Annotated in this window: 25 protein-coding genes; 13 read left to right on the top strand and 12 right to left on the bottom strand. The window is 62.8% G+C overall.

The window, feature by feature from the left end; translation table 11 throughout:
• Window positions 1-17 precede the first annotated feature (17 nt).
• Window positions 18-1,022 carry an asparaginase gene (locus NKH98_RS26905; protein ID WP_352903118.1) on the top strand — a complete coding sequence of 335 codons (1,005 nt, stop codon included), beginning with the start codon at window positions 18-20 and terminating at the stop codon, window positions 1,020-1,022.
• Here the strand turns inward: NKH98_RS26905 and NKH98_RS26900 are convergent.
• Window positions 1,015-2,391, bottom strand: coding sequence for a TIGR03808 family TAT-translocated repetitive protein (locus tag NKH98_RS26900; RefSeq protein ID WP_352903115.1), 1,377 nt, complete (start codon window positions 2,389-2,391; stop codon window positions 1,015-1,017). The genes NKH98_RS26905 and NKH98_RS26900 overlap by 8 nt on opposite strands.
• Before the next feature lie 121 nt (window positions 2,392-2,512).
• On the opposite strand from NKH98_RS26900, the gene NKH98_RS26895 reads away from it, so the two are divergent.
• Window positions 2,513-2,986 carry a GreA/GreB family elongation factor gene (locus NKH98_RS26895; RefSeq protein ID WP_254819923.1) on the top strand — a complete coding sequence of 158 codons (474 nt, stop codon included), beginning with the start codon at window positions 2,513-2,515 and terminating at the stop codon, window positions 2,984-2,986.
• On the opposite strand, the gene NKH98_RS26890 is transcribed toward NKH98_RS26895, so the two are convergent.
• From NKH98_RS26890 to NKH98_RS26875, 4 genes are all read right to left on the bottom strand, one after another.
• Window positions 2,983-3,369 (bottom strand): type II toxin-antitoxin system death-on-curing family toxin, encoded by a 387-nt coding sequence (locus tag NKH98_RS26890; RefSeq protein ID WP_352903112.1) that lies wholly within the window; start codon window positions 3,367-3,369, stop codon window positions 2,983-2,985. The genes NKH98_RS26895 and NKH98_RS26890 overlap by 4 nt on opposite strands.
• Complete coding sequence (locus NKH98_RS26885) at window positions 3,366-3,596, bottom strand: AbrB/MazE/SpoVT family DNA-binding domain-containing protein (RefSeq protein WP_254819925.1); 231 nt, start codon at window positions 3,594-3,596, stop codon at window positions 3,366-3,368. The genes NKH98_RS26890 and NKH98_RS26885 overlap by 4 nt, the downstream gene beginning before the upstream one ends.
• Before the next feature lie 73 nt (window positions 3,597-3,669).
• Window positions 3,670-5,793, bottom strand: a complete 2,124-nt coding sequence (gene scpA / locus NKH98_RS26880) for a methylmalonyl-CoA mutase (RefSeq protein ID WP_352903108.1) — start codon at window positions 5,791-5,793, stop codon at window positions 3,670-3,672.
• Entirely contained in the window at window positions 5,790-7,232 is a 1,443-nt protein-coding gene (locus NKH98_RS26875; RefSeq protein ID WP_352479508.1) for a methylmalonyl-CoA mutase subunit beta, read from the bottom strand. Before NKH98_RS26875 ends, scpA begins: the two co-directional genes overlap by 4 nt.
• Window positions 7,233-7,507: 275 nt before the next feature.
• Here NKH98_RS26875 and NKH98_RS26870 point away from each other — a divergent pair, with 275 nt between their 5' ends.
• Both NKH98_RS26870 and NKH98_RS26865 read left to right on the top strand, forming a co-directional pair.
• Complete coding sequence (locus NKH98_RS26870) at window positions 7,508-9,040, top strand: helicase HerA-like C-terminal domain-containing protein (RefSeq protein WP_352903106.1); 1,533 nt, start codon at window positions 7,508-7,510, stop codon at window positions 9,038-9,040.
• Window positions 9,041-9,312: 272 nt separating this feature from the next.
• Window positions 9,313-11,082, top strand: a complete 1,770-nt coding sequence (locus NKH98_RS26865; RefSeq protein ID WP_352903103.1) for an adenylate/guanylate cyclase domain-containing protein — start codon at window positions 9,313-9,315, stop codon at window positions 11,080-11,082.
• 109 nt (window positions 11,083-11,191) lie between these two features.
• On the opposite strand, the gene NKH98_RS26860 is transcribed toward NKH98_RS26865, so the two are convergent.
• Together NKH98_RS26860 and NKH98_RS26855 are read right to left on the bottom strand one after the other, a co-directional pair.
• Window positions 11,192-12,016, bottom strand: a complete 825-nt coding sequence (locus tag NKH98_RS26860) for a L,D-transpeptidase (protein ID WP_352903100.1) — start codon at window positions 12,014-12,016, stop codon at window positions 11,192-11,194.
• A 174-nt stretch (window positions 12,017-12,190) separates the two neighbouring features.
• Window positions 12,191-12,853 (bottom strand): haloacid dehalogenase type II, encoded by a 663-nt coding sequence (locus NKH98_RS26855; protein WP_352690040.1) that lies wholly within the window; start codon window positions 12,851-12,853, stop codon window positions 12,191-12,193.
• 151 nt (window positions 12,854-13,004) lie between these two features.
• Between NKH98_RS26855 and NKH98_RS26850 the strand changes: the two genes are divergently transcribed.
• The 4 genes from NKH98_RS26850 to NKH98_RS26835 all read left to right on the top strand — a co-directional run bounded on the left by NKH98_RS26850 (window position 13,005) and on the right by NKH98_RS26835 (window position 16,164).
• Window positions 13,005-13,883, top strand: coding sequence for a branched-chain amino acid aminotransferase (locus tag NKH98_RS26850; protein ID WP_352479513.1), 879 nt, complete (start codon window positions 13,005-13,007; stop codon window positions 13,881-13,883).
• 107 nt (window positions 13,884-13,990) lie between these two features.
• Window positions 13,991-14,587, top strand: a complete 597-nt coding sequence (locus NKH98_RS26845; RefSeq protein ID WP_352903097.1) for a superoxide dismutase — start codon at window positions 13,991-13,993, stop codon at window positions 14,585-14,587.
• A gap of 173 nt (window positions 14,588-14,760) precedes the next feature.
• Window positions 14,761-15,204, top strand: a complete 444-nt coding sequence (locus NKH98_RS26840) for a c-type cytochrome (protein ID WP_254819933.1) — start codon at window positions 14,761-14,763, stop codon at window positions 15,202-15,204.
• A 9-nt stretch (window positions 15,205-15,213) separates the two neighbouring features.
• Entirely contained in the window at window positions 15,214-16,164 is a 951-nt protein-coding gene (locus NKH98_RS26835) for a cytochrome c (protein WP_352903094.1), read from the top strand.
• Between the two features lie 11 nt (window positions 16,165-16,175).
• Here NKH98_RS26835 and NKH98_RS26830 read toward each other — a convergent pair whose 3' ends face one another.
• The 3 genes from NKH98_RS26830 to NKH98_RS26820 form a co-directional block, all read right to left on the bottom strand.
• Window positions 16,176-16,559, bottom strand: a complete 384-nt coding sequence (locus NKH98_RS26830) for an SET domain-containing protein (RefSeq protein ID WP_254819935.1) — start codon at window positions 16,557-16,559, stop codon at window positions 16,176-16,178.
• A gap of 144 nt (window positions 16,560-16,703) precedes the next feature.
• A complete protein-coding gene (locus NKH98_RS26825; RefSeq protein WP_352903091.1) occupies window positions 16,704-17,330 on the bottom strand; it encodes a LysE family translocator in 627 nt (208 codons plus the stop codon).
• Window positions 17,331-17,409: 79 nt separating this feature from the next.
• Window positions 17,410-19,521 (bottom strand): S9 family peptidase, encoded by a 2,112-nt coding sequence (locus NKH98_RS26820; RefSeq protein WP_352903088.1) that lies wholly within the window; start codon window positions 19,519-19,521, stop codon window positions 17,410-17,412.
• Between the two features lie 115 nt (window positions 19,522-19,636).
• On the opposite strand from NKH98_RS26820, the gene NKH98_RS26815 reads away from it, so the two are divergent.
• Together NKH98_RS26815 and NKH98_RS26810 are read left to right on the top strand one after the other, a co-directional pair.
• Window positions 19,637-20,005 (top strand): SH3 domain-containing protein, encoded by a 369-nt coding sequence (locus NKH98_RS26815; protein WP_352805649.1) that lies wholly within the window; start codon window positions 19,637-19,639, stop codon window positions 20,003-20,005.
• A 416-nt stretch (window positions 20,006-20,421) separates the two neighbouring features.
• Window positions 20,422-20,847, top strand: a complete 426-nt coding sequence (locus tag NKH98_RS26810) for a Ros/MucR family transcriptional regulator (protein ID WP_023677844.1) — start codon at window positions 20,422-20,424, stop codon at window positions 20,845-20,847.
• A 104-nt stretch (window positions 20,848-20,951) separates the two neighbouring features.
• Here NKH98_RS26810 and NKH98_RS26805 read toward each other — a convergent pair whose 3' ends face one another.
• Together NKH98_RS26805 and NKH98_RS26800 are read right to left on the bottom strand one after the other, a co-directional pair.
• Window positions 20,952-21,380, bottom strand: a complete 429-nt coding sequence (locus NKH98_RS26805) for a SufE family protein (protein WP_352479545.1) — start codon at window positions 21,378-21,380, stop codon at window positions 20,952-20,954.
• A gap of 113 nt (window positions 21,381-21,493) precedes the next feature.
• Window positions 21,494-21,862, bottom strand: coding sequence for a DUF5330 domain-containing protein (locus tag NKH98_RS26800; protein WP_352903084.1), 369 nt, complete (start codon window positions 21,860-21,862; stop codon window positions 21,494-21,496).
• Window positions 21,863-22,379: 517 nt separating this feature from the next.
• Here NKH98_RS26800 and NKH98_RS26795 point away from each other — a divergent pair.
• From NKH98_RS26795 to NKH98_RS26785, 3 genes are all read left to right on the top strand, one after another.
• Window positions 22,380-24,125 (top strand): sensor histidine kinase, encoded by a 1,746-nt coding sequence (locus tag NKH98_RS26795; RefSeq protein WP_352903137.1) that lies wholly within the window; start codon window positions 22,380-22,382, stop codon window positions 24,123-24,125.
• Window positions 24,100-24,873: a peptidoglycan-binding domain-containing protein gene (locus NKH98_RS26790; RefSeq protein WP_352903081.1), complete on the top strand. Its 774-nt coding sequence runs from the start codon at window positions 24,100-24,102 to the stop codon at window positions 24,871-24,873. The genes NKH98_RS26795 and NKH98_RS26790 overlap by 26 nt, the downstream gene beginning before the upstream one ends.
• A 97-nt stretch (window positions 24,874-24,970) precedes the next feature.
• Window positions 24,971-25,318, top strand: a complete 348-nt coding sequence (locus NKH98_RS26785) for a DUF1491 family protein (protein ID WP_352903079.1) — start codon at window positions 24,971-24,973, stop codon at window positions 25,316-25,318.
• Window positions 25,319-25,328: the final 10 nt, after the last annotated feature.

The raw sequence follows: 25,328 nt of genomic DNA, 5'->3' as shown, positions 1-25,328 counted from the left end.
CATTTGCGGGAGGTGACATGGCAAATCCGGTTCTGGTCGAAGTCTTGCGCGGCGCAATCGTCGAGAGTGCCCATCGCGGCGCTGTTGCCGTCTTCGACGCCGATGGCAAGCCTGTCTGGGAGATCGGCGACACGGCACAGCCGGTGTTCCCGCGTTCGGCGGTCAAGGCGATCCAGGCGCTGCCGCTGGTCGAGAGCGGCGCTGCCGATGCCTACGGCTTCGGTGATCGGGAGCTGGCGCTAGCCTGCGCCTCGCATTCCGGCGAGCCGCCACATGTCGAGCTGGCGCGCGCCATGCTGGCGAAGGCCGGCCTGGACGAGGCGGCACTCGAATGCGGCGCGCATTGGCCGTCGAGCCATGGAGCGACGCTGGCACTTGCCCGCGCCGGCAGCGTGCCGAGCGCGCTGCACAACAATTGTTCCGGCAAGCACTCAGGCTTCCTATGCACATGCGTTCACAGCGGCATCGCCCATCGTGGTTACGTCAAGGCTGGCCATGCCTCGCAGGAGATGGTGCGCGAAGCGATGCAGGCGGTGACCGGTGCTGCCCATGACGCCGATCACCGCGGCACCGACGGCTGCTCGATTCCGACCTATGCCGTGCCGCTGCGCAGCTTTGCCCTTGGCTTTGCCCGCATGGCGACAGGTGCCGGCTTCGAGCCGGTGCGCGCCCGGGCGGCGAAGCGGCTGCTCTCCGCCTGCATGGCCGAGCCGTTTTTCGTCGCCGGCACGGGCAGGTCCGATGTTGCGATGATGGAGGCCGCGCCCGGGCGGATTTTCGTCAAGGGAGGCGCCGAAGGTGTTTTTTGCGCCGCCCTTCCGGAGCTCGGGCTTGGCATCGCGCTGAAATGCGACGATGGCGCCGGCCGCGCCGCTGAAGCGATGGTCGCGGCCGTGCTGGCTAAGCTGCTGCACGCCGACAAGATGGTAGCGGCGAAACTGGTCGAACAGGCAAATCCGCCCATCGAAAGCCGGATCGGCGCCAAGGTTGGCGCGCTCCGGCCGACGGCCACCCTCAACTGATGTGGTTGCGCTCGACGGTCAAATGCGCGTAGCCGGCATTGCCTAATGCGGCGAGGTCGCCGGTCACCGGCTCGGCCCAGCGTTGGCCGACAATCGCGCCGTTCTGGACCCCGTCGATGACATTGTCGGAGATGATTGCCGTCCCGGCACCTTCGACCACGGTGACGACGATGCCGGTCCCCGCCTTGCGGATGACGTTTCCCGTGGCGACCACATTGCGCATGAACGGTCCCCAGCCGATCTGCATGCCGTAGAGCGGCGCATTCTCGACGACATTGCCGGAAACTGTGGTGTCTGCCTCGACGCTGATGCCGACGCCGAAGCCGGGCGCGTCGGCAGGGTAGGGGCCGCTGGTCGACAGATTGCGGACGATGTTGCCGGAGCAGACGCCCATGCGGCCGCCTTCGTTGAAATTGACGATCGAAATGCCGTTCGCGGCGCCATCGACAATATTGTTGCCGATGATCGCACCTTCGAATGAGAATTCGGAATACACGGCCGTTTCGCCCGAGCGCGAGCAGGTATTGCTGGTGATCTGCACATTGCTGGCACTGTTGGCGCGGATCGCCGAAAACGCGCAGTCCGAAACAATATTGCCGGAGATGATGACGTTGCCGGCGCGGAAGGCATTGATGCCATTGCCGTTCTGGCCGGTTCCGCCGCCGCGCGCCTGGATCCGTTCGATCCGGTTGCCGCTGACGATGGTGCCGTCTTCAGCCGCTTGCCAGCGGTGCACGAGAATGCCGCCATTGGCGCAGTCGGAGACGCTATTGCCTGATATTTCCAGGCCATCGGCCTCGACCGAATAGATGCCGGCGTCGGCCGCACCGGATATCTCCGAGCGCTCGATGCGGCCCGAGGCGTGTTCGAGCGCCAGACCGTTCTTGCCGCTGCCGGTCATCTGGCAGTTGTCGACGACCAGATGGACGATGCGGCGCAGATCGAGCAGGCCTTGCGTGTAGTCGCCCATCCAGCGCTTGCTGCCGTCGAACACGAGCCCGCTGAGTTCGATATGCTCGGCCTGTTCTGCCATGATGAGATGGCCATTGCCGCCATAGACGATCCGCGATGCGCCCGGCACCCCGGACAGGCGCACGCGGCCGGGCAGCGACAGGTTGGAAACGATATAGGTCCCCGGCGGCAGGAACACCGCCATATCGCGGTCGTGCGCGTCGCGCAGCAGCTTGGTGAAAGCCTTGCTCTGGTCGTCAAGCGCGCCGGGCCGGACGCCGAGATCGGTCGCGTTGATCGCGCCGCGCATCGCGGCTTTCTCGATGCCGGGCAGGTTCTTCGCCGCTGCCTTGCCGAGCGAAAGCCCCATGACGGCAAATCCGGCGGTCTGCGCAAGCAGCGTTCGTCTGTTCAACATCGGCACAGATTCCTTGTGTTCGACGGTCGCGCCGCAGGATTCGTGCCAGACAGGATCGGCCCCGACGTCGGTTCGCCGGCTACGGCTTGTGGAGTCGTCACGTCAGGCATAAGTTCGTCGGATGAGCAGGGCCTTCACCCGCGAGGAAGACAGCGAAAACGCCATCGCCGGCATCGGCGAGCGGCCGATCAGCCATCACCGCAATCTGGTGACGGAACGCGGCCTGGCGCTGATCGATGCGGAGGTGGCCGCTCTGCGCGACGAGCTCGGCAGAGCCGAAAAGCGGGCCGACCGCGAGCGCATCGCGCTGGTGTCGCGTGATCTTCGCTATTGGACGGCGCGGCGCGAAAGCGCCGAACTTTCGGTGCCGGAGCCGGGCAGCGACATGGTTCGCTTCGGCATGGGTGTCACGTTGGAAAGCGACGACGGCAAGAAGGTGCACTGGAAGATCGTCGGCGAGGATGAGGCAAATCCCGCCAAGGGGACAATTTCCCATGTGTCGCCGATGGCGATGGCGCTGTTCGGCAAGAAGGTCGGCGAAGTTGCCGTGGTCAATGGCAAGGAGTGGGAGATCGTCAAGCTCTCCGACAGTTAGTCTCCGAGCTCGACGACATGGTCGCGGAAGAACGCCGCGGCACCAGCCTCGTCGATTTCGCCCGCGGCGACCATCATGACCAGTTGAATAATGTCCGCCTGCTCGGCTTCGATGCTCAAGCCATTGAAATAAAGGAACAGATCGGCCGCCGCGAAAGCAGTAAGCTTGTTTCCGTCGACGAATGGATGGTTTTTGGCGATACCGAAAAGATAAGCGGACGCCAGCTCACAGAGATCGGGCTCGCCATAGATTTCCCTCTGCTGCCGCCTGTAGAGCGCCGACTCCAGCATTCCCTCGTCGCGGATGCCCGCTGCGCCGCCGTGGAGGCGCAGCTGCTCGGCGTGAAGCGCCTCCACGAATTCCCGCGAATGATGCTCGGTCATTTTGCGAGCGCGCGGTAGGCAACCTCATACTTCTTCATCCGCTCACGCGCGATCTTCATCTTGCGCTCGAATTCTTCAGCAGTGTCCTCGGTGCGGCGCAGACGAAGCTCATCGCCTTCCTGAACGATGACGATGCTGTCGCCCGCCTTCAGGTTCATGCGGTCGAGAATTTCCCTCGGCAGGATCACGCCTTCGGAATTGCCGATTTTGCGAATGGTGGTGTTCATGGTGAGACATCCTGTTGCAACGCTGATTATAACTCTGCGTGTTTCTCGTTACAACAGACGTTAGAACAAGGCATCAGCCAACCTGCAGCAGGCGGTCCATCAGCCGGTCCGCCGCTTCCGGGATGACTGTGCCGGGCGGGAAAATTTCAGTGGCGCCTGCCTGCCGGACTGCGTCGTAATCCTGTGGTGGAATGACGCCGCCGGCGACGATCAGCATGTCGTCGCGGCCGAGCTTCTTCAGCGCGAGTTTGAGTTCGGGAATAAGCGTCAAATGGCCCGCAGCTAGCGACGAGGCGCCGACGATGTGCACGTCATGCTCGACGGCCAGCCTGGCGATCTCTTCCGGCGTCTGGAACATCGGCCCGACGGTGACGTCGAAGCCTAGGTCGGCAAAGGCGGTGGCGATCACTTTCTGGCCGCGATCATGGCCGTCTTGGCCCATCTTGGCGACCAGAATGCGCGGCCTGCCGCCCGACTTCTCCTCGAACGCCACGATCTTGTCCTGCAGCCGGTCGACCACTGGACTGTGACCAAGCGCGTTGCGATAGACGCCGGAGATCGTCTGCACCGAGGCGACATGACGGCCGAAGACTTTTTCCAGCGCCAGCGAAATCTCGCCGACCGTGGCATTGGCGCGTGCCGCCCGGATGGCGAATTCCAGCAGGTTTTCGTTGCTGCCGGCAGCGCGGGTCAGCGCATCGAGCGCGCTCTCGACGGCGGCGACGTCACGCGTGCCTTTCAGCCGCTGCAGCTTCGACAATTGCCGCGCCCTGACCTCGGCATTGTCGATCCTCAGCACGTCGACATCGATGTCCGTCCCGGGCTGGTGGGCATTGACGCCGACCACGATCTGTTCGCCGGAATCAATGCGCGCCTGGGTGCGCGCGGCAGCCTCTTCGATGCGCAGCTTCGGTAGGCCCTTTTCGATTGCCGCGGCCATGCCGCCGAGGCTCTCGACCTCCTCGATATGCGCAAGCGCACGCGCCGCCAGGTCATGCGTCAACCGTTCGACATAGGCGGAGCCGCCCCACGGGTCGATAATGCGCGTCGTGCCGGACTCCTTCTGCAGGATGAGCTGTGTGTTGCGGGCGATGCGGGCCGAATGGTCGGTCGGCAGCGCCATTGCCTCATCGAAGGAATTGGTGTGCAGCGACTGCGTATGCCCTTGAGTCGCGGCCATCGCCTCGATCATGGTGCGGATGATGTTGTTGTAGGGGTCCTGCGCCGTCAGCGACCAGCCCGAAGTCTGGCAATGGGTGCGCAGCGACAGCGAACGCTCGTCCTTCGGCGAAAAATTCTTCAGCATCAGGCTGGCCCACAAAAGGCGCGCTGCTCTCAGCTTCGCGACTTCCATGAAGAAATTCATGCCGATGGCCCAGAAGAAGGAAAGGCGCGGAGCGAAACGGTCGATGTCGAGGCCGGCCGCGACGCCGGCGCGGGCATATTCGATACCGTCGGCAATCGTGTAGGCGAGCTCGAGGTCCGCCGTCGCTCCCGCCTCCTGCATGTGGTAGCCGGAGATCGAGATCGAATTGAACTTCGGCATGTGCTTCGACGTGTAGGAAAAAATGTCCGCCACGATCCGCATCGAAGGTTTTGGCGGATAGATATAGGTGTTGCGCACCATGAACTCTTTCAGGATGTCGTTCTGAATGGTCCCGGCGAGGTCCTTCTGCGCGACGCCCTGTTCCTCCGCCGCGACGATATAGAGCGCCATGATCGGCAGCACGGCGCCGTTCATCGTCATCGATACCGTCATCTCGTTAAGCGGGATGCCGTCGAACAACTGGCGCATGTCGAGAATGGAATCGATGGCGACGCCGGCCATGCCGACATCGCCGGCGACGCGCGGATGGTCGCTGTCGTAACCGCGATGCGTGGCGAGATCGAAGGCGACCGAGAGGCCTTTCTGGCCGGCGGCAAGGTTGCGCCGGTAGAAGGCGTTGGATTCCTCTGCCGTCGAGAAGCCGGCATACTGCCGGATCGTCCAGGGTTGCTGGACATACATCGTCGGATAGGGGCCGCGCACGAAGGGCGGCAGGCCCGGATAGGTATCAAGATGAGGCAAGCCCTTGAGATCGCCCTGGTTGTAGAGATGCTTGATGGCGATGCCTTCCGGCGTCATCCGCTGACCTTTGACCTCGACAGGCGCCCGCCGTGGCGGCGACCAGGCGATCTGGCTGAAATCCGGGATCATGGTACCGCTCCGATCGACTGATCGATGCGGATCGGAAACAGCGGCTCGCACACCGCAACGCCTTCGTCGAAGGCAGGCCGCCGCGCCGCCGCCAGCGTCTCGACCGGACGCTCGGTCTTCGACGGGTGCAGCGTCGTGCCGACGATCGCCCGTTCGCCCGCCTGGTAGGCTGTGTTGCGGCGGGCGGAAGCTGCCTGGACGCGCCTCTGGATGTGGCCTTGCTCAAGGCTGCTCAGCACGCCGCCTTCCGCCTCGATCTGCTGGAACTCCTGCCAGGCCGCCGCGCAGAGCTCCGCAGTCAGCGCTTCGACGGCGCCCGAACCGCAAACCGGATCGGCGACGTGGTCGATGTGGCTTTCATTGGCCATGATCAGTTGCGCGTTGCGGGCAACGCGGCGGGCAAAGCCCGCGGGTAGGCCGTGCGCGATCGTGTGCGGCAGGATGGCGATCGAATCCGCGCCGCCGGCGGCAGCCGCGAAAGCGGCGATGGTGGTGCGCAGGATGTTGGTTTCCGGGTCGGCCGCCGTCATCATCCGGAAGGAGGTTTCGGCATGGATGCTGGCGGTGGAGGGCGATATCGAGCAGGCCTCCTGGACACGCGCCCACAGCCTGCGCAACGCCCTGACCTTGGCCGTCGAAACGAACTGGTCCTGGTCGACGCTCAGCGCAAAACCAATATGCGGCGCAGCGTAGACGAGCGGCTGGCGCGCCTTCTCGAACAGCCTCAGATAGGAGACGGCCGAGGCGAGCATGGTGCCAAGCTCCTGCGCCTCGGTCGCGCCGGCATTGTGGAATACCCGCCCGTCGGCCTCCAGCAGCACGCCGGGCACACCCATCGAAAAGAAATGCGCCAGCGATTGCGGCATCGAAGCCTGTAAAGCGTCGATCGACATGCGCAGCCTGCCGGTCCCGGCAAAAATCGCCGCCGGATCGATGCCGAAGGAGAGGTTGAGCTTTGCCGGGTCGGAGCGGCGCTTGGTCAAAAAAGCCACCAGCCAGTCGGCCACGGCACGGCTCCAGGGATGGGCGTCGATGCGGATCTGGATGCGGTTGAGCGGCACGCCGTCGAGCACGCCCTCCAGCGCCTCCGCCGTCCTCGGCAAGCCATAGCCGAAGGCGTTCGGCGCACCTTCGAAGACAAGCGACAGTCCGGTGGCACCCTGCGCGACGTCTTCCAGCGCCTGCGCACTGGCCCGGCCTATGTCCGGATCGTCGATACGCTGGCTGACGATCCACGGTGATCCCGGGTTGGCGCGCACGACAGGCTCGGCGGTTACCGAACGCTCGTAGAGCGGTTCGATTCGGATGGCGTCGTCCGTATGCGAGACGAGCTTTTCCTCGAAGGACCCGCCGGCCAGCGCCTTCTCCGCCAGCGCCAGCCATCGTTGCCGGTCGGCGTTCGGAAGTTCGGCATCCTGGGTCAAGGCACCGGCGCCCATCCGTTCTCCTCATTCTAGCGGCCGCAGCGGCCAGCTACGTCAGTCTACGTTCCCCGGTCGCATATCACAATGCAGCGTACACGCCGTGCAACACGTCTTGCGTGACTGCGACCGTCAATCGATTGCCAAACATGGGCAGGTTCCGCAAGCTCCAAAAGCCATTTTCGACGACGCCCATTGTCGCTGCGCAATGGCCTCACTATACCTGCGGCGGGGCTCCCTTTTCTTCAAGGGATCAGGGCATTCAACCCTATAGGTTTGCGGAGACCGGGCACATGGCCGACGACACCAGTATCTTCATAGGAGCCAGCCGCAAGCCGGACGACAGCTATCAGCGGCCCGAACAGCTTTTGCTGCAATATGGCAATCGTCACGGCCTGGTCACCGGCGCGACCGGCACCGGCAAGACGGTGACCCTGCAGATATTGGCCGAGGGTTTCTCCAATGCCGGCGTGCCGGTGTTCTGCGCCGACATCAAGGGCGACCTGTCGGGTATCGCCATGATGGGCGCGGTGCAGGATTTCCTGGTGAAGCGGGCCGAGCAGGTCAAGCTCGATCCCTATGAATTCCAGGAATTCCCGGTCATCTTCTGGGATCTGTTCGGCGAGCAGGGCCACCCGATCCGCGCCACCATCTCGGAAATGGGGCCACTGCTTCTGTCGCGGCTGATGAACCTTTCCGAGGCACAGGAAGGCATCATGAACATCGCCTTCCGCATCGCCGACGAAGAAGGTCTTCTGCTGCTCGATTTGAAGGACCTGCAGTCACTGCTGGCCAATATCGCCGACCGCGCCGAAGAGATCGGCGCCCGCTACGGCAATGTGACGAAACCTTCGGTCGGCGCCATCCAGCGCACGCTGCTGGTCCTGGAGCAGCAGGGCGCGGCCAATTTCTTCGGCGAGCCGGCATTGCGGATCGCCGACATCATGCGCACCACGCGCGATGGACGCGGCGCCATCAGCGTGCTCGCCGCCGACAAGCTGATGATGAATCCGCGGCTCTATGCGACGTTCCTTCTGTGGCTGATGTCGGAACTGTTCGAGGAACTGCCCGAGGTCGGCGACCCGGACAAGCCGAGGCTGGTCTTCTTCTTCGACGAGGCGCACCTTCTGTTCGACGACGCGCCGAAAGTGCTGATCGACCGCGTCGAACAGGTGGTCCGGCTGATCCGTTCGAAGGGCGTCGGCGTTTATTTTGTCACGCAAAATCCACTGGATATCCCTGAAACGGTGCTTGCCCAGTTGGGCAACCGCGTGCAGCACGCACTTCGTGCCTATACGCCGCGCGAACAGAAGGCCGTCAAGACGGCGGCCGAGACGTTCAGGCCCAATCCCGATTTCGACTGCGCAACCGTGATCACGCAGCTCGGCACCGGCGAGGCGCTTGTCTCGACGCTGGAAGCCAAGGGCGTGCCGTCCATGGTGCAGCGGACGCTGATCCGCCCGCCATCGTCGCGCCTTGGCCCGATCACGCCCGAAGAGCGCCGCAAGCTGATCACTGAGAGCCCGGTCGCGGGACAGTACGACCAGACCGTCGATCGCGAATCGGCCTTCGAGATCCTGCAGAAAAAGGCCAAGGACGCCCAGGAGGCACAGGCGCAGCAACAGGACGCAGGCCGTTCGCGCTGGACCATTCCCGGCTTCGGCAACGACGATCCCCAGCCAGCCGGCGGCCGCCGCGCGCCGCGCCCCTCCAACCGCCAGACGGTGGCAGAGGCGGCGATCAAATCAGTCGTGCGCTCGGTCGGCTCGTCCGTCGGGCGGGCGATCGTGCGGGGTATTCTGGGGAGTTTGGCCAGGGGGCGGTGAAGAGCATCGGACCCGAAGGCGGGCATCGGTGTTGGCAAATTCTGCCTTCGCATGAAGCGCCAGTAGCCAGATTTGGAGGACAGCGGAGGGCGGCTATGCCCCATTTGGAGACCTTTCTGACAATCGCCGACAATGTCGCGCTTCGGACCCGAAGCCGCTTTCCGGCCAGTGGGACTCCGGGCGCCATCCGTCGTTGCGAGTTCACGCCGTTCCAAATGGAGCGGTCTTGCGCTTGAGTCTGTGCTATGTTGGGTAGTGAAGGAAGGGGCAAGGTGAGCGAGATCCGCAAACTTGCGGCGATCCTGGCCGCCGATGTTGTCGGATACAGCCGGCTGGCTGGGTCGGACGAAGATCGGACGCTCGCGCGACTCCGGGCGCTGCGCAGCGATCTCATCGACCCCATCATCGCGGTTCACGCCGGTCGGGTAGTGAAGCGAACAGGTGACGGAGCCCTCGTGGAATTCCGCAGCGTTGTCGGTGCCGTGCGCTGCGCCATCGAAGTGCAAAATGGCATGGTCGAGCGCAACGTCGGCCTCCCACCGGAGCGCCGCATTGAATTCCGGATCGGTATTCATCTTGGCGATGTGGTCGAGGAGAGTGACGGCGACCTGATGGGCGACGGCGTCAACATCGCCGCCCGTCTGGAAGGAATCGCCGAACCAAATGGGATCTGCCTCTCAGGTGCGGCCTATGAACAGGTGCGCGACAAGTTGAAAGAAGAATTCGTCGATCTCGGCGACAAGGAGCTCAAAAACATTGTACGGCCGGTGCGAGCCTATCGTCTGAGCCTGAGCCAAAACGTGGCGAAGTTGGAGCTCGTCGCGTCGGCCGTGTCCGGCGGAAACCTGCCGCTTCCCGACAAGCCTTCCATTGCCGTACTGCCATTCCAGAACATGAGCGGAGACAGGGACCAGGAGTTCTTGAGCGACGGCATCAGCGAGGATATCATCACCGCGCTGTCCAAGCTGCACTGGCTGTTCGTCATCGCCCGCAACTCGACATTCGCCTACAAGGGCAAATCGGCCGACATCCGCCAGGTGGCCCGTGAGCTCGGCGTCCACTACGTGCTCGAGGGCAGCGTTCGCAAAGCCGGCGACCGTATTCGCGTTACTGCCCAGCTGATCGAAGCCGCATCCGGGACGCATGTGTGGGCCGAGCGCTATGACCGCGCGGTGAGCGACATATTTGCCGTGCAGGACGAGATCACGGGAAGCGTCGTCGGATCGCTGGAGCCGCAGCTCTATGCTGCAGAGAACGTGCGCCTCAGGAAGCGGCCGACCGAGAGCCTGGACGCCTGGGGCTGCGTCGTGCGCGCCATGCCCTACGTGTGGACCTGGGTTGCCCGGGACAACGAGGTCGGTGTCGGTCTGCTCAAGCGGGCCATCGAGATCGATCCGGAATATGCCCGCGCCATTGGCCTGCTCGGCTGGCTTTATGCCGCGAGGGCGCATCTAGGGGTGGCGGAGCCTTCCGAGGTGCTCGACGGGGCACTCGCGCTCGGCCAGCGCGCGCTCGACCAGGACAATGACGATCCATGGGCTCATCTCGTGCTCGGTTACGTTCACATGGTCGCGCGGCGTCCCAAGCCTGCCAGGGAGGCGCTTACCGAAGCGATCGAGCGAAACCCGAGCTTTGCCATGGCGCATATGGTTCTGGGCTCGAGCTATGGCTACGCCGGGATGGGCGCGGAGGGCGCCCGCCACGCAGAACTAGCGATGCGGCTCTCCCCACGCGACACGATCCAGGCAGCGGTGCTCTCGACGATCGGCACCTGTCATTTTGCAGCCGGGCGCATCGCCGAGGCGGTCGAGTTCCAGCACCGCGCGGTACAGCTCAGGCGCGACTTCGGCACCGCATGGCGCAGTCTCGCGGCAGTGGCCGGGCTGTCGGGCGACCTTGCGCTCGCCGCTTCCGCACTTGCGGAGGCCTTGCGGATCCAGCCGAAACTCACGCTGGACTGGATCGAGCGCTATCATCCGATCGCCCCCGCGGAGCTTCGTGCGCTCTATGCCGAAGGGCTGCGCCGGGCGGGCCTAAGCTAATTAATCAACCTGGCCGAACAAAGCGACACCCAACAACCTGGTAACCGCCGGCTCGAGGCAGAATGACCGCTTGAGCCGCGAGGAAGATCCCGCCGCGCTTTCGACCAGCTCAGAGGATCGAATTTGTGATCGATTTTATCGGACCGAGCAGGATCGATCCTTCCGGCACGCCGGCGTCGATCGGAATGGCTCTGCGGTTTGCTGTTGCCACCACCGGCTGGCCGACATCGGCTGTCACCACGACCGGGGTCTTGTTCGGCACACGATCGTAGAGATCGATAATGTCCTGGTTCATCAGGCGCACGCAGCCCGACGACACCGACTTGCCGATCGACCGCCATTCCGGCGAGCCGTGCAACCGGTACAGCGTGTCCTGGTTACCCTGGAACAGGTAAAGCGCACGCGCGCCAAGCGGGTTGTCCAGCCCGCCGGGCATGCCGCCATTATCGGCGCTGTATTTTGCGAGCTCGGGCTGGCGGGCTATCATGTCGTCCGGTGGCGTCCATTTCGGCCATTTCTGCTTCCATTGGACCACCGCATCGCCCGACCATTCGAAGCCGGCGCGGCCGAGGCCGACGCCGTAGCGGATCGCCTGGCCGCCCGGGCGCACCAGGTAGAGGAAGTGGTTGGTCGTGTCGACGACAATGGTGCCGGGCTGCTGCCCGGTCGGATCGTCAACGATCTGGCGCAGGAACTGCGGGTCGATCTTGTCGACAGGTATGGCCGGCAGCTCGAAGCCGCCATCCGACATCGGCCCATACATCGTCACGTAATCGCCGAGCGCCGGCTCGACATAGGTCGGCGGCGGTGGCTCGACCGGCTGCTGCGACAGGGTGGTGCAACTGGAGACCGCGACCGAGGCGGCGCCAAGGGCTGCTGCGTTGAGGAAACCGCGACGGCTAAGGCGCAGAGAGGACGATTGGGGTGTGAACATGATTGCCTTTTTTAAGTCTCAAATCGCAACAAAGCGTGAATGCGTCCGATACGGCGCAGGTGCTTGAGCAATGTCAGTGCGATAGGCGGTTCCAATTCTGGCCGCAGGGTGGACAAACAAAGGCAAAGCTGTGACTGGATCGTCACTGTTGCGTCGAGGCAACATGTCCGGCCGTCAAACCCCGGAGATCAGACCATCGAGGGACGGCAGGATCAGGGCCGGTGGGAAATCCCGGTATTCCTCTGGTTGATTGGCGCGGTTGATCCACACCGTCCTGAAGCCGAACTTGGTGGCGCCGGCGACGTCCCAGCGGTTGGATGACTGGAAAGAGACGGCGCCCGGATAGAGGCGCCAGCCCGTGGTGACCATGTCGTAGACCGACGGATCGGTCTTGAAGCGCCTGACGCTGTCGACGGAAAAGACGTCGTCCAGGACCTGGTCGAGCGCAGCGGATTTGACCGCCGCTTCCAGCATCTCAGGCGAACCGTTTGACAGGATCGCCAGCCTTGCCCCCGATGCCTTGAGCGCCTTGAGCACGGCCGGTACCTCCGGATAGCAGTCCAGCCGCCAATAGGCCTCGAGCAGCTTCGCCCTCAGCCCGGCATCCGCGGATGGAACCTTGCGCAGGGCGAAGTCGAGGGCCTGCTCGGTGAGCTGCCAGAAATCGGCATAGGCCCCCATCAGCGTCCTGACCCAGGAATATTCCAGCTGCTTGGCGCGCCAGATATCGGACAGCAACTGGCCGTCCGGCCCGATCTGGTCGGCGTGACGGCGCACGGCCGCATGCACGTCGAACAGCGTGCCATAAGCGTCGAAAACGTAAGCCGCGAACTGCATTCGACAGTTTTGAGGCCGCGTAAGGCAAGGCGCAAGCGCTGATTGCAGTCCGCCAGCCCGCTGGCCTCAACAAATCTCAGCCAAGCCGGTTGACGGCGGCCGCCAAAGCATCTTCCAATGCGCCGCAACAAGCATCGAACGGAACCTGGCAATGACACTGGCGACTGCGGCGCAATCCGCGACATGGACCTTCGTCGACGGCGACTGGTACGAGGGCAATGTTGCCATTCTAGGGCCGCGCAGCCACGCCATGTGGCTCGGCACCAGCGTGTTCGACGGCGCCCGCTGGTTCGAGGGCGTCGCTCCCGATCTCGATCGCCATGCAGCGCGGGTAAATGCCTCGGCGATCGCGCTCGGCCTGAAGCCGACGATGAGCACCGACAAGATCGTCGGCCTGACCTGGGACGGGCTGAAGAAGTTCGACGGCAAGACGGCAGTCTACATCAGGCCGATGTATTGGGCCGAGCATGGCGGCTATATGGGCGTGCCGGCCGACCCGGCCTCGACGCGTTTCTGCCTTTGCCTCTACGAATCGCCGATGATCTCGCCGGCTGGGTTTTCGGTGACGGTGTCGCCGTTCCGGCGCCCGACCATCGAAACCATGCCGACCAACGCCAAGGCTGGCTGCCTTTATCCCAACAACGGCCGGGCCATCCTCGAAGCCAAGATGCGCGGCTTCGACAATGCGCTCGTGCTCGACATGCTGGGCAATGTCGCCGAGACCGGCACCTCGAATATTTTTCTGGTCAAGGACGGCCATGTCCTGACGCCGGCGCCGAACGGCACCTTCCTGTCCGGCATTACCCGCGCGCGCACCATGGCCCTGCTGGGCGAATACGGCTTCACGACGACGGAAAAGACGCTGTCGATCCGCGATTTTCTCGAGGCGGACGAAATCTTCTCGACCGGAAACCACTCGAAAGTCGTGCCGGTCACCCGTATCGAGGAGCGCAATCTGCAGCCCGGACCAGTGGCCAAGAAGGCGCGCGAACTCTATTGGGAATGGGCGCATTCGACTTCGCCCGGCTGACCCGCTAAAAAGCGGCCGGCGCTTCGTTTCCGGAGTTGTTCCAGACCAATCCAGTCCTATGTTAGTCCGGTATCGACACCGGATTTTTCCACGAGGGAGTACGACAGATGGCTTTTGAATTGCCCGCCTTGCCCTATGATTACGAGGCCTTGCAGCCTTATATGTCAAAGGAAACGCTGGAATATCACCACGACAAGCACCATAAGGCCTATGTCGACAACGGCAACAAGCTGGCCGCCGAGGCGGGCATGGGCGATTTGTCGGTCGAAGAGGCGGTCAAACGGTCCTTCGGCAAGAATGCGGGCCTCTTCAACAATGCCGCCCAGCACTACAATCACATCCATTTCTGGAAATGGATGAAGAAGGGCGGCGGTGGCAACAAGCTGCCGGGCGCATTGCAAAAGGCGGTCGACAGCGATCTTGGTGGCTACGACAAGTTCAAGGCCGACTTCATCGCCGCCGGCACCACACAGTTCGGTTCGGGCTGGGCCTGGGTTTCGGTCAAGGACGGCAAGCTGGCGATCTCGAAGACGCCGAATGGCGAGAACCCGCTCGTCCATGGCGCGACGCCGATCCTCGGCGTCGATGTCTGGGAACATTCCTATTACATCGATTATCGCAACGCCCGGCCGAAATACCTCGAAGCCTTCGTCGACAGTCTCATCAACTGGGACTATGTGCTCGAACTCTACGAAAAGGCCTGATCCGTTCCAGAAAGCCCCGGCAAAACCGGGGCTTTTCTTTTTCAGCATCAGAACGACAGTTGCAAAATTTCACGCAAGCGTGAGGCGCAGCGTCGGAATTTTTAAGCCATCCTTGCCGTTTGTCATCGGGGTGGGACCGCATCCTGCATTGCCTTCAACATGGAGCCAAGTGAATGAGAAAGCTTATCCTCGCCATCTCGATGCTCGCCTTCGCCGGTTCGGCGGCGTTTGCCGACCCGGTTGCCGACCGGCAGGCCCTGATGAAGGAACGTGGCAAGATCGCCGCCGGCTTGTCGAAAGTGGTCAAGGGCGAGACGCCCTACGACGCAGCTTCGGTGCTGACCGCGTTGCAGGCACTGCAGGCCAATGCCGAGAAATTCCATGCCGGCGTCGACACGCTTTTCCCGGCCGGCAGCGACACCGGCGACACCACGGCGTCTCCCAAGATCTGGCAGGACATGGCCGGCTTCAAGACGGCTGAAGGCAAGTACCTCGCAGACGTCAAGGCAGCGGTCGCCGCAGCACCTGCGGATGCCGAGGCGTTGAAGGCACAGTTCAACACCATCGGCGGCGGCTGCGGCAACTGTCATCAAAACTACAGGGTGAAAAAAGGCTGATAGCGGGCAATGCGCTTGCAGAAGAAACTTGTCGGCGCCGCCCACGGTCTGGGCGGCGCGGCCGCGATTGCCGGCTGGTTCCTGTCGGCTCCGGTCAGGCTCGATGCCGCAACGCTGGCTGAGCTTGGTCCCGGCGACGCCGCCAGGGGCAAGCGCATCTTCTACGCCGGCGGCTGCACGTCCTGTCATGCCAAGCCCGGCTCGCAAGGCGACGCCCGCCTTCAGCTGGTCGGCGGCCTCGAGCTCAAGACGCCGTTCGGCACCTTCGTGCCGCCGAACATATCGCAGGATGCCAGGGACGGCATCGGCGCCTGGTCGGTCGAGGACTTTGCCAACGCCATGCTGAAGGGCGTATCACCGTCGGGCGAGCATCTTTATCCGGCATTTCCCTATACTTCATACGCGCGCATGAAGCCGGCCGACATTGCCGATCTCTATGCATTCCTCAAGACCTTGCCCGCGGTCGCCGGCAAGGCGCCCGCCAATTCGCTGGCATTTCCCTTCAATGTCCGACGCGGTCTTGGCTTGTGGAAGCTGCTTTATTTGAGTGACCAGCCGGTCGTTTCCTTTCCCGACGGCACGCCCGACCCGGTGCTGGCCGGCCGCTATCTGGTGGAAGGCCCCGGTCATTGCGGCGAATGCCACACGCCGCGGGACCTCGCCGGCGGCACCAGGAAGGGCCAGTGGCTGGCAGGTGCGGCCGCCGCCGAAGGCAGCGGTATCGTGCCGAACATCACGTCGGGCGAGGGCGGCATCGCCGACTGGTCCGAAGCTGACATCGCCAACTATCTCGAAACCGGCTTCACGCCGGACTTCGATACGGTCGGCGGCGCGATGGTCGACGTGCAACGGAACATGGCCGTGCTGACCCCGGAGGACCGTGCGGCGATCGCCGCCTATCTGAAAGCCGTGCCGCCGCATCCCAACGGCTATCCGGCTCGCAAGAAGCCGGCGAGCTGACGGCCGTTGCGTCAGCGGTCGCCGAGAAAGTCGAAGCCGGTTTCGAAGAAGTGATTGTAGTCGCAGGTCATTTCCTCGCCAGGCGCAATGTCGCGCAAGGCATAGGTCTCCTCCGGCTGCGAGACGTCGCAATTCGGGTCGTCGGCATGGTTCATGTAGCGCGCATCGTCGGCTTCGAAGACGATGTAGTTCGGGTCGCACCGGTCCGGGTAGGCGTAGCGGTCAAGGTAGGTTTTCACCGGCCCGGTTTCCCGCTCGTAGGTCGTCACCTCGATGCGGCGGTCGTATTTCGGGTCGAGCTTCCAGACCAGCGTGCCGCGGGGAATGTGGTTCTTGGCAAAGACGCCGATGCCCTGGATGGGCGATTTGTCGAGATAGACATCGACGAGCAACATGGCAGATTCCTGGGTGATTGAGTGTTGGCGGCGACCGTGAAAAGGCCGCGCATTGGGTAGCGCGCGACCTTTGCAATTGCGAGCGGAAAATCAACTGTGCCTGCCCAGTATCCGAAGCCTCATGCGGCGTCGCATGTCGAGACCCTAGCGCTGTTGCAGCGCCAGCCGGATGCCCAAGACGCAATAGATGCAGCCGACAGCCTTGCCCTGCCATCTCAGCACCGTCGGGTTTCGGCGCAGGAAAGCGCCGAGGCCGCCCGCACCCACGGCGAAAACCACCGTGCTGACGAGGCCCAACAGAACAAAGATCACGCCCAATGTCGCCAGTTGAAGCATCACCGATCCGTTTTCAGGCCGCACAAACTGCGGAAGAAATGCGAGGAAGAAAAGCGCGGTCTTGGGGTTGAGAATCTCGGTCAAAACAGCCTGCCGAAATGCTTTGGCAGCGGGGATCGCAAGTGCGCCGGCGGCCGGATAGGCAGGCATTTTCTCGATGATCGCGCGAACGCCGAGATAAATGAGGTAGGCTGCGCCGATGTACTTCACTATGCTGAAAAGCGCCGCCGACGTGGCAATGATCGCCGAAATGCCGACGATCGCCATGAAGGTGTGAACCACGTCGCCGGCCGCGATCCCCGCGCCGGTCGCGATGCCCACCCTGGTTCCGGAGCTGGTTGCTCGCGCCACGGTCAAAAGGGTGGCAGGACCCGGGATGAAAACAAAGCCAAGCACAACCGCGACATACGCAATCAATGTGGCAAGATCGATCATTGGTGGGCTTCTCCGCAATTTTCATCCTCAATGAAGGCATGTAGCGGAATAGCAAGCAATACCTGCCTATCCGCGGTGTTCACGCGGCAAGCTCGGCCTTGCCTGTGACCTTGAGCGCAAAGGCATAGGTGAAGGCGATTTCCTCCAGCCTCGAAAACCGGCCGGAGGCGCCGGCATGGCCTGAATCCATGTTGATCTTGAACAGCACCGGATTCTCACCTGTCTTGCGGTCGCGCAACCGCGCTACCCATTTGGCCGGCTCCCAATAAGTGACGCGCGGGTCGGTCAGGCCGGCCAGCGCCAGAATCGGCGGATAGTCGAGTGCGGCGACATTGTCGTAGGGTGAATAGGCGGCGATGGTCCGGTAATCCTCCGCCGAAGCGATCGGATTGCCCCATTCCGGCCATTCCGGCGGCGTCAGCGGCAGGCTGGCGTCGAGCATGGTGGAGAGCACGTCGACGAAGGGAACCTCGGCGACGACGGCGCCGAAGCATTGCGGCGCCATGTTGGCGACCGCCCCCATCAGCATGCCGCCGGCCGAACCGCCTTGCGCGACGATGCGGTCATGCTGCGTATAGCGTTCAGCGACAAGGTGCTGAGTGACCGCGATGAAATCGGTGAACGTCTTCATCTTGTTCGCCCGCTTGCCTTCGTCGTACCAGCCATAGCCCTTGTCCTTGCCGCCGCGAACATGGGCTATCGCGTAGACAAAGCCGCGGTCGACCAGCGAAAACAGATTGGTATTGAACGCGGCCGGCACGGTGATGCCGTAGGAGCCGTAGCCGTAAAGCAGGCACGGCGCCGACCCGTCGAGCGGCGTGTCGCGGTGATGGAGGAGCGAGATCGGCACCAGTTCGCCGTCGGCGGCAGGCGCCATCAGCCGGCGCGTGACATAGTGCGCCGGGTCGTGGCCGGACGGCACTTCCTGGGTCTTGAGCAGCACCCGCTCGCGGGTGCGCATATTGTAGTCGAAGACCTGCGCCGGCGTCGTCATCGACGAATAGGAAAAGCGCATGATCTCGGTGTCGTATTCGTAGGAGCCGGACAGGCCGAGCGAGAAGGCCTCCTCGTCAAAGGAGATCAGGTGCTCCTCGCCGCTCTTGCGGTCGTGCACGACGATGCGCGGCAGGCCTTCCTTGCGCTCGAGCCGGACCATGTGGTCCTTGAAGCCGATCACCGAAAGGATCAGTCGGCCCGCTTCGTGCGGCACCAGTTCCTGCCAGTTGGCACGCACCGGATCATGCGCTGGCGCCGTCATGATCTTGAAGTCCTTGGCACCGTCGGCATTGGTGAGGATGAAGAAGATGTCGCCGCCTTCTTCGAGCTCGTACTGCAGGCCGGTCTGGCGCGCCGCAACCAGCTTCGGCTCTGCGAACGGATCGTTGGCGCTCATGATGCGGTATTCCGAGGTCTCATGGTCGTTGATGCCGATCATGATCCACTCGTTGGAGCGCGTGCCGCCGACATCCATGAAGAAGCCGGGATCGGTCTCCTCGTAGATCAGCCGGTCGTTTTCCGGACTGTCACCAAGCGCATGGAACAGCACTTTGGAAGGCCGGTGGTTGGGGTCGAGGCGAGTGTAGAAAAACCCGTCATTGCCGGCATCCCAAACACCGCCACCGCCGGTGTCCGGAACCCTGTCCGCCAGGTCGTTGCCGCCGGCGAGATCGCGGACGCGCAGCGTGTAGAATTCGGAACCCTTGTCGTCGAAGGCCCAGAGCAGCTTGCTGTGGTCGTCCGAATGATCGACGCCGCCCAGCCGGAAATAGGGCTTACCCTCGGCCTCGGCATCGCCGTCGAGCAATATCTGCTTGTCGCCGCCGTCGCGCGCCGTGCGGAAATAACGCGGCTGCTGGCCGCCAAGCTTGAAGGAGGAGCCGTAGGCATAGGGCCCGTCCTTCATAGGCACAGAGGAATCGTCTTCCTTGATACGCCCCTTCATTTCCGCGAAAAGCTGCTTCTGCAGCTGAGCCGTGTCGGCCATCAGCGCCGCCTGGTAAGCATTCTCGGCTTCGAGGTGGGCGCGGATTTGGCCGTCGAGCAGAGACGGATCCCTGAACATCTCTTGCCAATTGCTGGCCCTCAGCCAAGCATAGTCGTCCGTCCGCGTCATGCCGTGATGCGTGTCGAAGATCGGCCGTTTCTCCGGCTGCGGTGGGGTGGCGGTCGGAAACACTGGGGTTCTGGTCATTGCGTCTCGCTGTGGAAGTTACTTGAATAGCGAATGAACACGCCGATCAGCGCGGGTTCAACGGCTATGATCTATTGTCGTGGTAGCTCGAGGGGACGGGCTGGAGGAGAGGACAATGAACATTTTTTCTCGGACTGTCGCGGCCCTCGCCTTCGCTGCGACGACCCTGGCCAATGCCGGTCATTCTCATGCAACTGCCTTTGCGGCTTGGCAAGTGGCCAATGTGCCGTTCGGCGACACACTCAATGTGCGCAAATATCCTTCGGGAACTTCGCAGAAGCAGGCCGCCTATCCCAACGGGACGGTTCTGCAGATGACCGGCAAATGCACCGGTGGGATAAATCTGCTCGATCTCGCCAACCATTCGTACTGGCAGCAGAAACAGAAGATCCGCAATCACTGGTGCCAAGTCTGGCATGATCCGGCACGGAACGGCCAGTTCGTCACCGGCTGGGTCTACGGAAAATACATCACTCCGTTCTAGTGACGCGGCACGCCGCTCCGGCCGACGGCTCACGAGCAACAGTAATGCTTCGCAACCTATGATTTTACTGAATCCGCCGATTGGCCAGGCTGTAATGCTGCCGGCTGGATCAAGCATTGAGCTCTATTTACCTGCTGCAGTCTGTGTAATGGCTGCTTGCCGCCGCGTCAGTCGATGCTGGTCTGACCAGAAAAAACGGCAAGTTTACACTCTGCACGAAAGAGTGAAGCTGAATATGAAAGATTTGACTTGCATCGCTGAATAGAGCGCAAGAAGCGAATTGACTTACTTGACGCCAAGGCCCATTAAGGTGCCGCGACGCGAATCGCGGAGGCTTTTTCCTGCACAAGTTCGCGCGATGCCCAACTATCGAAACGGGCGCAAACAGAAACAATTCTCGTTGGGGCCTGAACGCCATGGATATTACCGAAACACCTTCCAGAAACAGTGACGCGCTGATCGAGCTTACCGCCGACGTGGTGGCCGCCTATGTCAGCAACAATCCCGTGCCGGTCGGCGAATTGCCGAACCTCATTGCCGATGTCCATGCCGCTTTGGGGCGCGTCGGCGGGGCCGCCGAGCAGCCGCCTGCCGACAAGCAGAAGCCGGCGGTAAATCCGAAGCGTTCGGTGCATGACGACTACATCATCTGTCTCGAAGACGGCAAGAAGTTCAAGTCGCTCAAGCGTCACTTGATGACCCACTATGATCTCACGCCCGACCAGTATCGCGAAAAGTGGAACCTGGACCCGAGCTATCCGATGGTTGCGCCCAATTATGCGGCCGCCCGTTCGCAGCTCGCCAAGAAGATGGGTCTCGGCCGCAAGCGCAAGGGACGCTGATAACCGGCTCTTCCGGTTTGACACTCAAACGGCGCCTGCGGGCGCCGTTTTGTATTATGGGGTCAAAGGTCGAACCCGCCATGCTGCCGGCAACTGCCGTCCGGTCAGGCGGTCTGCTTCAACGCTGCTTCGGCGTCACGCTTGATGCGCTTGACCATCGAGCGAAGACCATTGGCGCGCTGCGGCGACAGGTGCTCGTCAAGTCCGAGCGCCTTCAATGTTGCCTCTGCGTCGGTCCTCTGTATTTCGCTGGCCGGCCGTCCCGAAAACAGCGCCAGCATGATGGCGACCAGACCGCGCACGATATGGGCGTCGGAATCGCCCTTGAAGGTGATAACGGGGTCGGGACCACCGCCCTGTTCGGTGGTCAACCAGACCTGGCTGACGCAGCCGGGCACCTTGTTGGCCGGTATGCGTTGCTCGTCGGGAAACGGCGGCAGCGCTTCACCCAGTTCAATCACATAGCGATAGCGGTCTTCCCACTCGTCGAGCAGGGAAAAGTCGTCGCGGATGGTCTGGATCGTCGTAGTCATCACCCCGGATATAGTCATCCGGCGCTGCCACGTCACGGAAAAAGAGGAGAAACGCCGCAGGCGCCGAGCGTGGGGAGCCTTGCGGTCTGGCGACGAATTCGGCCGAAACAGTCTCAGTTCTTCGCCGGCAAGTGCAGTTTCGCCGGTAGATCGACTTTCGCCGGCAAGACGATTTCCTCGGGCAGGCTGCCGGTGGTCGTCACCGTATCTGGTTCAGGGGTCTTGTCGTCCAGCATGGCGGCCGCGATCCTGGCGGTTTCCCTGGCCCGGGCGGTGATGGTGTGCATTGCCGATTTGCCGGTCTCGCACACGTCCGGCTTGCGCTCGCAGATGCCGGCGATGTCGCCGACGGCTTCGCGCGCCGCAAACAGCGCCTGGAGCGGCCCGACGCTTTCGCGGCCCGCATCATCGGCGCCGACACCCAGCGGCAGCGCCAGAAGCACCAGCGAAAACCAGAAAGCAGCTCTTATCAGAAAGCCCATCTGTCTGTCCTTTATGACGGTCATGCCTCCGAACCGCACGACCCGTACCGCGATACTGGCACAGACGCGCAAAGGACGGCTTGTCCCGAAAGCAACAGTTTTCCTCAAATTTTAGGCAGATTCGAAACGAAGCGTTTTGAAGTTCATTTGCCTCGAATGGTTCATATTTCATTCAGCAAATGATTACCATTCAACGTGCTGTTTTTATTAGTTATTTTTTGCGTTGGTGACAGTTTGATGCGATCGGCCGCAAGCCCAGGCGCGGGTGGTCCGGATAACGCTCCGTTTACTATGGCGGCAATTGCCCCGGTTTTTACCCACCGGTATCCCGATATTTGCAGCCTGCCGGGGGACGATCGGCGCAGCCTTATCCATTCCTTAAACGCTGGATGCGAGTTTCGGATCGACAAAAGCCGCCTGCAAAGCAGAGCCGTTCACGACCGGGTGCGTTGAGTTGAGTGCGATCAAGGCCAGATACGCCGAGTTGCCGGGCGCGATAGCCGCCGGTTGCGAACGGATGGTTCATCCGTCCGTCCTCGGCCAGGACGACCGCCGCCGTGAGAGCCGGTTCATTGGCGTCATGCTGGCAGCTCCCTTCTTCGGCGCGGGTGCAGCGGTGACGCTGGTCACGTCGGGCATGGGCGCGGCCGTGACTGTGGCTGCGATCTTTGCGGCGTTCGGCCTTTGCTGGTTCGCCGCCCTGCTGGTGGCTGCATCGGGCAAGATGACCCTGGCCGGCCAACTCGCCTTGGTCGTCGGCAGTGTTGCCCTGGGTGCCCTTATCGCTGCCGCCGGCGGTGTGGCCTCGCCGGTTGCCTTGCTCGCGGTGGCGCTGCCGTTTGAAGCCTGGTGGATCGGCCAGTCGCGGCGTGCCGTGATCTGGGGCGCCATCTCGGCCCTTGTCGCAGTCTTGCTGCAGCCTTTAGCCGGTTCCGTCTTGCCGCTCGGCCAGACCGAAATCGCCGCATGGCACTGGCTGGTGACGTTGGCCTGGGCGCTCACGCTCATTCCGCGTGTCGCTTCACTTCGTGCCACCGCCAGCGCTCAGCTCGATTCGGCCGGCAGCCACCGGCTCGAAGACCTGATCGACGCCGTCGTGCTGCGAATCGCTGCGCATGGTGAGGTCCTGGACGCCTCGGCTAAGGCACGCACGATGCTGAGGCTGCCACCGGAGCTGCTTTTCGGCACCGGACTTTTCGATCGCATCCATCTGTCCGACCGCGTCCCGTATCTCAGTGCGCTGGCCGATATGCGCGATGGCGCCCTGTCGCGCCGGCTCGATCTTCGCGTCCGGCTGCCGCAGAACAGCGGCGTGACGGCCGACAATTACCGGCCGTTCTCGCTCGAGATGATGCGCGCACCGGGGCAGGAGACTGTCTTCACGCTTGTTCTGCGCGAAAACGATGAAGTGGCCGGACTGCGCCAGGAGCTCGCCGCTGCCAACGAGGCGGCTGCTTCGGCCGAGGTGGCGAAAGGACGCTTCCTTGCCGTCGTCAGCCATGAGTTGCGCACCCCGCTCAATGCCATCATTGGCTTTTCCGACATGCTGCTGCACGAGATGTTCGGCAGCTTCAAGGATCCGCGCCAGAAGGAATATGTCGGCTTGGTCAGGGATTCGGGCCAGCACCTGCTTGCCGTCGTCACCTCGATACTCGACGTATCGCGGATCGAATCGGGCGCCTACGCGACCGAACCGGAACCGTTCCGCTTCCGCGAAGCGGTCGAGATGTGCCAGTCGATGATGCGCCTGCAAGCAGAGGCAAAGGCCATCGATCTGCAGGCCCAGATCGCGCCGGACGCAGGCGAAATAAATGCCGACCGTCGCGCCGTGCAGCAGATCCTGATCAATCTCGTCTCTAACGCGATAAAGTTCACGCCTGAAGGCGGCAATGTCGTCATCGGCGCCAAGCGCATCGGCTCGCGGCTGCATTTCTGGATCCGGGACACCGGCATCGGCATCGCCGAGGAAGATTTCGCCAATCTCGGCAAGCCGTTCATGCAGATCCAGAACGACTATACCCGCCGTTTCGAAGGCACAGGGCTCGGGCTTTCGCTGGTGAAGGGGCTGGTGGCGCTGCACGAGGGCACAATGTCGATCGAAAGCATGCCGGGCGAGGGCACCACGGTGACGATCAGCCTTCCCGTGAGCGGCCCGACGGGCCGCTCGGCGGAGAAGACCGGCGTGGTGCCGATGTCCGCGGTCAAAGCCAAGGCGGACGGTGGCAAAGGGGAGAGCAATGGGTCGCTCCGCAAAACAGCCTAAGGCGGTCAAACGCCGCGGCAATGCCTTCGAGCACGGAGCGATGGCGCTGGGCAGCCTGATCTCGCGCAATCCTGTTGTGGTCGGCGGCTCCACCGCGTTCCTGGTGACGCTGTTCTACGTCTCGGCGAACGCGCTTTGGTACCAGCCCTTTCCGCATGCCGGCGCGTTTTTCGCTACCAGAAGCATCGAACGCTTTCCGCGGGCGGATAGCGATGAGCCCGAAACCACCATCAATATCGTGCGTCCGGCCGCTGCGCCGATCAAGAGCGACCCGGTCGTCGAGCAGGTCCAGGGCATCTTGAAGGATCTCGATTTCTATTCCGGCACCGTCGACGGGATTCCCGGACCGAATACGCGCAAGGCCATCCAGGCCTATCAGCAGAAAGTCGGATTGAATGCCTCCGGCGAGATCGACGGCGTCCTGCTGGATCAACTGGGCGCCACGCCAAAGACCGCGGCCGTGGTTCCGCATCCCGTGCCGCGGCCGGTCGAAACGGCCGCTGCTCCGGCCGCCATTCCGGTATCCGCACCAGCAAATGCAGCGGCGCAAACGCCGGATCCCCGCATCGTCAAGATCCAGGCCGGACTGAAAGCGTTCGGCAATGAGGATATGCAATTGGATGGCGTCGTCGGCGCGCGAACCAAGGCCGCGATCAAGGAATTCCAGGCGCTGTTCGGCTTGCCGGAGACCGGCGAGCCCGACGAGATCGTCTACGTCAAGATGCGCGAAATCGGCCTGACCAACTGAGGGCTGTGACGACGCCCCTTATAGGTCGGCTCGGCAAAGACCGGTTACGGTTTTCCGGCCAATGCTGTAAGGACCGCCGCATGTCCAGGAATTTTTTATGCGGGTAACCACCGATCTGTGGGTGTCGGCCCTGTTGCGCCGGGTTTTTAGCGCCGGCGGCTTTGCCGCCGTGGTCAAGCGCGGCGCCACGGAAGCCGGCGCAGTTTTCGTGTTGGCGCGTGGCCGGCTAGGAGAGATGGCGCTGTTCGGGCCGGCGCCGCAGACGAGCTACGATTCGGCTAGGCCGGACGACCGTTTTTTCAGTCTGCTTGGCGAAGGCGACGATGCCGCCATCTTCGACGCGCGGCTGGAGCGCGAGAAGAAATTCGATCCGGATATCTGGGTGATCGAGATCGAGGCGGGCGCCGTTCCCGTCGAGGAGCTTATCTCGGTCAAGGCGTCGTAACGGCAGGCCT

The organism is Mesorhizobium sp. M0833 (genome assembly GCF_040319905.1).
Taxonomy (GTDB): Bacteria; Pseudomonadota; Alphaproteobacteria; order Rhizobiales; family Rhizobiaceae; genus Mesorhizobium.
Note: the sequence above shows the minus strand (reverse complement) of the source record. Positions and strands in the feature narration are given on the sequence as shown.

Coding starts and splice junctions, on each gene's coding strand:
- NKH98_RS26800 (WP_352903084.1), bottom strand. CDS start 21,862: ATGGGCTTTCTGATAAGAGCTGCTTTCTGGTTTTCGCTGGTGCTTCTG.
- NKH98_RS26890 (WP_352903112.1), bottom strand. CDS start 3,369: ATGACCGAGCATCATTCGCGGGAATTCGTGGAGGCGCTTCACGCCGAG.
- NKH98_RS26810 (WP_023677844.1), top strand. CDS start 20,422: ATGGATATTACCGAAACACCTTCCAGAAACAGTGACGCGCTGATCGAG.
- NKH98_RS26805 (WP_352479545.1), bottom strand. CDS start 21,380: ATGACTACGACGATCCAGACCATCCGCGACGACTTTTCCCTGCTCGAC.
- scpA (WP_352903108.1), bottom strand. CDS start 5,793: ATGATCCCGGATTTCAGCCAGATCGCCTGGTCGCCGCCACGGCGGGCG.
- NKH98_RS26835 (WP_352903094.1), top strand. CDS start 15,214: ATGCGCTTGCAGAAGAAACTTGTCGGCGCCGCCCACGGTCTGGGCGGC.
- NKH98_RS26850 (WP_352479513.1), top strand. CDS start 13,005: ATGACACTGGCGACTGCGGCGCAATCCGCGACATGGACCTTCGTCGAC.
- NKH98_RS26895 (WP_254819923.1), top strand. CDS start 2,513: ATGAGCAGGGCCTTCACCCGCGAGGAAGACAGCGAAAACGCCATCGCC.
- NKH98_RS26795 (WP_352903137.1), top strand. CDS start 22,380: ATGGTTCATCCGTCCGTCCTCGGCCAGGACGACCGCCGCCGTGAGAGC.
- NKH98_RS26790 (WP_352903081.1), top strand. CDS start 24,100: ATGGGTCGCTCCGCAAAACAGCCTAAGGCGGTCAAACGCCGCGGCAAT.
- NKH98_RS26820 (WP_352903088.1), bottom strand. CDS start 19,521: ATGACCAGAACCCCAGTGTTTCCGACCGCCACCCCACCGCAGCCGGAG.
- NKH98_RS26855 (WP_352690040.1), bottom strand. CDS start 12,853: ATGCAGTTCGCGGCTTACGTTTTCGACGCTTATGGCACGCTGTTCGAC.
- NKH98_RS26860 (WP_352903100.1), bottom strand. CDS start 12,016: ATGTTCACACCCCAATCGTCCTCTCTGCGCCTTAGCCGTCGCGGTTTC.
- NKH98_RS26845 (WP_352903097.1), top strand. CDS start 13,991: ATGGCTTTTGAATTGCCCGCCTTGCCCTATGATTACGAGGCCTTGCAG.
- NKH98_RS26785 (WP_352903079.1), top strand. CDS start 24,971: ATGCGGGTAACCACCGATCTGTGGGTGTCGGCCCTGTTGCGCCGGGTT.
- NKH98_RS26900 (WP_352903115.1), bottom strand. CDS start 2,391: ATGTTGAACAGACGAACGCTGCTTGCGCAGACCGCCGGATTTGCCGTC.
- NKH98_RS26870 (WP_352903106.1), top strand. CDS start 7,508: ATGGCCGACGACACCAGTATCTTCATAGGAGCCAGCCGCAAGCCGGAC.
- NKH98_RS26825 (WP_352903091.1), bottom strand. CDS start 17,330: ATGATCGATCTTGCCACATTGATTGCGTATGTCGCGGTTGTGCTTGGC.
- NKH98_RS26815 (WP_352805649.1), top strand. CDS start 19,637: ATGAACATTTTTTCTCGGACTGTCGCGGCCCTCGCCTTCGCTGCGACG.
- NKH98_RS26830 (WP_254819935.1), bottom strand. CDS start 16,559: ATGTTGCTCGTCGATGTCTATCTCGACAAATCGCCCATCCAGGGCATC.
- NKH98_RS26885 (WP_254819925.1), bottom strand. CDS start 3,596: ATGAACACCACCATTCGCAAAATCGGCAATTCCGAAGGCGTGATCCTG.
- NKH98_RS26905 (WP_352903118.1), top strand. CDS start 18: ATGGCAAATCCGGTTCTGGTCGAAGTCTTGCGCGGCGCAATCGTCGAG.
- NKH98_RS26840 (WP_254819933.1), top strand. CDS start 14,761: ATGAGAAAGCTTATCCTCGCCATCTCGATGCTCGCCTTCGCCGGTTCG.
- NKH98_RS26875 (WP_352479508.1), bottom strand. CDS start 7,232: ATGGGCGCCGGTGCCTTGACCCAGGATGCCGAACTTCCGAACGCCGAC.